This window comes from Endozoicomonas sp. (genome assembly GCF_031844845.1).
Taxonomy (GTDB): domain Bacteria; phylum Pseudomonadota; class Gammaproteobacteria; order Pseudomonadales; family Endozoicomonadaceae; genus Endozoicomonas.
In genome coordinates this window covers 1-3,976 of record NZ_JAVRMB020000302.1, presented here as the reverse complement: position 1 = coordinate 3,976, position 3,976 = coordinate 1, and the positions used below count along the sequence as shown (strand labels likewise).

At 48.8% G+C, this 3,976-nt stretch carries 5 protein-coding genes; 2 read left to right on the top strand and 3 right to left on the bottom strand.

What is annotated here, in order from left to right:
- Both RM811_RS16620 and RM811_RS16615 read left to right on the top strand, forming a co-directional pair.
- Positions 1–243 (top strand): BRCT domain-containing protein (locus RM811_RS16620; RefSeq protein WP_402526536.1); only part of this gene is annotated, 243 nt, incomplete at its 5' end.
- The gene (locus RM811_RS16615; protein ID WP_402526534.1) at positions 240–833 is read left to right on the top strand and encodes a hypothetical protein; all 594 of its coding nucleotides are present in this window, start codon (positions 240–242) and stop codon (positions 831–833) included. The genes RM811_RS16620 and RM811_RS16615, both read left to right, overlap by 4 nt.
- A 20-nt stretch (positions 834–853) precedes the next feature.
- Here the strand turns inward: RM811_RS16615 and RM811_RS16610 are convergent, their stop codons facing one another.
- The 3 genes from RM811_RS16610 to tsaA form a co-directional block, all read right to left on the bottom strand.
- Positions 854–1,855, bottom strand: a complete 1,002-nt coding sequence (locus RM811_RS16610; protein WP_402526532.1) for a YhcG family protein — start codon at positions 1,853–1,855, stop codon at positions 854–856.
- Between the two features lie 429 nt (positions 1,856–2,284).
- Positions 2,285–2,515, bottom strand: coding sequence for a YheU family protein (locus RM811_RS16605; protein WP_402526530.1), 231 nt, complete (start codon positions 2,513–2,515; stop codon positions 2,285–2,287).
- A complete protein-coding gene (gene tsaA, locus RM811_RS16600) occupies positions 2,512–3,279 on the bottom strand; it encodes a tRNA (N6-threonylcarbamoyladenosine(37)-N6)-methyltransferase TrmO (RefSeq protein WP_402526528.1) in 768 nt (255 codons plus the stop codon). The genes RM811_RS16605 and tsaA overlap by 4 nt, the downstream gene beginning before the upstream one ends.
- Between the last annotated feature and the right edge of the window lie 697 nt (positions 3,280–3,976).

The following is a 3,976-nucleotide window of genomic DNA, read 5'->3' as shown; positions in this document are numbered from 1 at the left end:
AGTCAGCCTCTGGCCGGTGAAGTCTGGGTGCTAACCGGTACGCTGTACGCCATGACCCGTGATGAAGGGAAAGCGATTTTGCAAAAGCTCGGAGCCAAAGTCACCGGTTCTGTCTCGGCAAAAACGTCAGCACTGCTGGCCGGTGAAAAAGCAGGTTCAAAGTTGGCCAAGGCAGAGAAGCTTGGTGTGCGTGTCGTTACGGAAGAGGATTTTATGCAAATGAGGCAGGAGTGGGGCGAGTGATAGCTGGTATCAGCAGATATAAGCAAAACCTGACTATATTGATTCTGTCTGTGGTGCTGGCTGGCTGTGCCAGCACCACACCGCCGGATAAGCCCCACAATCTTTGCAGTGTCTTCAAGGAAAAACGCAGCTGGCACAAGGACGCAAAAAAAGCGAATCAGCGCTGGGGGACCCCCATTCAGATCATGATGGCCATTATGTATCAGGAGTCCTCCTACCGGCATGATGTTCGCCCTCCCAGGCCATGGTTTCTGTTTATCCCTTTGCCCCGTGACTCTTCCGCTTACGGTTATCCCCAGGCGCAGGATGGCACCTGGGATCAGTATGTGAAAGAAGCGGGTGGTTTTTTTTCCAGTCGGGAAGACTTTGGTGACGCCATCGATTTTATTGGCTGGTATACCCATAAGTCCCGGAAAGTAAATGGCACCTCCCTCTGGGCGGCGGACCAGCAATATCTCAATTATCACGAAGGCTGGTATGGCTATCGCAAGGGAACTCATAAGAAAAAGCAGTGGCTACTGAAAACCGCCAGTACGGTGAAGAGCCGGGCCAGTAATTATGGGGAACAGTTACGGCGCTGTCGTTTTTAGACTGGTCGGGTCATAGGGAGTCAATCTCCCTGCTCTTCCAACAAGAGCGCCAGCTCACGGGCCAGTGCCTTGCGGTCAGGAAGATGGGTCTTATACCGGGAAACAAAAATCTGGTTTGAAATAGAGCCGGTGGCGTACTCGACCAGTATCTCATCTTTGTCTGCGGCAAGAACGATACCAATGGGCGCCTGATCACCCGCTGTGTTTTCTTCCTTTTTAAAATAATTCAGATAGAGATTCATCTGGCCAATATCCTGATGATGCACCTTGCCCAGCTTCAGGTCGATCAACACAAAGCATTTGAGGATTCTGTGGTAAAACACCAGATCTACATAATAATGGGTGTTATTTAACGTCACCCGGTATTGCTGGGCAATAAAGGCAAAACCTTTGCCTAGCTCCAGGAGAAACTGAGCCAGTTTGTCAACCAGCTGGTTCTCAAGCTGTTTTTCGCTATATTGCTTCCGTTCAGGAAGGTTAAGAAACTCGAACACATAAGGGTCTTTTACCAGGTCTGCCGCTATGGCTGGCTGATGACCGTCTCTGGCAAGGGCTAAAATACCCTGTTTATCGGAGCTGAGTGCCAGACGTTCAAACAGGGCGGAACTGATCTGGCGTTTGAGTTCACGTACCGACCAGTTTTCAACCAGGCATTGTTGCTCGTAAAATGATCGGGAAAGGGAGTCTGAAATAGAAAGCAGCTCGCAATAGATTGACCATCCCAATTTTCCAGACAGTGTCTGGATTTTTGGGTAACAAAGGTACAATTGCCGCATCTGGTAAATATTACTTCGGCTAAACCCCTTGCCATAACGCTGCTTAAGATCTACAGACAAGTGTTCCAGTAACTGCTTGCCATACTGTGCGGAATGGTCTCCCTGTTGTTCAAAGTCAACAATATGTCGGCCCACATGCCAATAGGTCTCAACCAGGACAGTGTTAATTTGCTGCCTGGCCTCAATGCGTCCTGCCTTCAGTAGTCCACCCACACGGTCAAGCAATAGGTCATAGTGTTCCATCATGATGGTGGTATTCCTGACTGTTATCTTTGATTGACAGCATTATGGCATGAACAGGGCTGTGGAGATGGGGTAAACATGTGCTCTTAAGGTAGACATTAAACGACCTCAAATCGCCTGCCAATAGAGACCTGCTTACTCTTGCAAAAGATGAGCATGTTTATCAGTCGTAGGTCGGTTCCCCGTTCAGGGGAGCCGACGGTCTTTACCATCGACAACGCCGGCGTTGAGTGGTGTACGGCAGTTGGGTCACGAGTCGGCTTCCTTCGGAAACCGACCTACGTCGAAACATAAGCAGGCCAACGAATACATCCTTAATGTCCATCCTAAGAACACGCGCTTCCAGCCGGGGGACAGCGACCTTGCCAGAAATTGTTCCTGAAAGTGCAGGTTTTATTGCGAGGAATTTGAAAACAGCAAATGAGTGGTCAATCAACTCGGCACCGATAACTCAGTCGCAATCTCTTTAGGCAGGATATTGGGCGTCTGGCTCTCCTGATCAAATACAATCACCATGTCGCCTGACTTTAGGCGAGCCATCACTTTTTTAACTCGTTTGGCAAGTGACTCATCATAACCGTTATCAGTGCCATCCCGGCTGACAAACTCTTCAATCAGGCGGCTCAGGGTTTCCGGTGCTATCATGTGGTACGGGATAATCATGCCTTGTTACTACCATTCGTTGTATTGTTGAGATTCAGAGGCTCCAGTGCTGTCACCAGAAAGTGATCGCCGGTGTGTTCCCAGACCACGTTCAGATCCCAGAGGGCGGTTCCATGTCGTCGTTCAGTGGTACCTCTCAGATAGGCTGGTCTCGGATCCTGCTCCAGCACCTGTTCAATTAGAAGTATCAGATTTCTACTGGTTCTTTTCTCATAGCGAAGGCATTGTTCAAGTGCTGTTTCCGAGAAGTGCACATCGCCCATGTTGATGGGTAATGGGGCAAAGCCGCCTTTGGCATTTTGCAATGCATCGGCATAAGGGAGGTAGGGTTTGATATCAATGACTGGTGTACCATTCAGCAGGTCAGCGGCACCCAGGTGCAGTTTCAGCTTGCCATTACCGGATTCAATGCCTTTCAGTGCAACCACTGACATGCCCATAGGGTTAGGGCGATGGGTGGAGCGAGTGGCAAAAACCCCCATACGCTGACGTCCACCCAGTCGTGGTGGTCGAATAGTCGGGCGCCAGCCTTCGTCCATGGTCTGGTGAAAGATAAAGTGAATCCAGATATGCGAAAAGCCATCCAGACCCCGTACCAGATTTTCCTGGTTGTAGGGTGGGAGCAGTTCCAGAGTGGCTTCTGCAGCAGTGACGATGCCGGGCTGCCTGGGGATACCAAACTTCTGTTTATAGCAGGAATGGATGATCCCAATCTGTTTGAATAGGAACTGGTGATCTTGTCCGGATAACGGCCGCTCTTTCACAATGTCCATGCCTGATAATAAAGTATTGATATCATGCACTTGGGGTGGATGGTTGACAACCGTTTCAGCTTGTTGGGATTGAATCAGTCGATTAACTGAACTTTAGTTTTAGAACATGGTCTACAGAGAGGTATGGGTATTTTTTCCATCTGGTTCAGTGCCTGATCATATGTAATCGAATATCCCTAACCAAGTGGTTGGTTTAATGCTTTGCAGCCAAGTCAGTGCGCCAGTCTGAAAGAGACTTCTAAACAAAGGAAACCATATGCGAAAGCCAATGGTTACCTAGTTCCCATCCAGAAACTCTAGCCCTTGGGACACGTAGGCTATAGAGATTCAAGGTGCTTTAAATTTACGGAAAAATCGCATCAACTCCGCTACAGGCCCCCAAAGTCGTAGGAGCAGGTGTCAAAACAAAATGGATTTTTTATACCTGACCGACTGCCATACGTGGCCATGGGCTGTCTCTTAGTCACAAATCCTGAAACACCCAACAACCCATACAGCCCTCTGGTTTCAGGGTTGAAGCACATTTCAGGTTTCTGATACAACAAGTTTTCAAGTACAAAGAATGCCATATATACGGCACTAATCAATGGAATTCAGGAGCTGTTTTCGGCTCTAACGTGAGGAAGCAGCGCGCTTGAGCTCATAAAATACTGTTGTCTATAAGCGGAGACTGTAATCAGGCCAGATG

Coding starts and splice junctions, on each gene's coding strand:
- RM811_RS16610 (WP_402526532.1), bottom strand. CDS start 1,855: ATGATGGAACACTATGACCTATTGCTTGACCGTGTGGGTGGACTACTG.
- RM811_RS16605 (WP_402526530.1), bottom strand. CDS start 2,515: ATGATTATCCCGTACCACATGATAGCACCGGAAACCCTGAGCCGCCTG.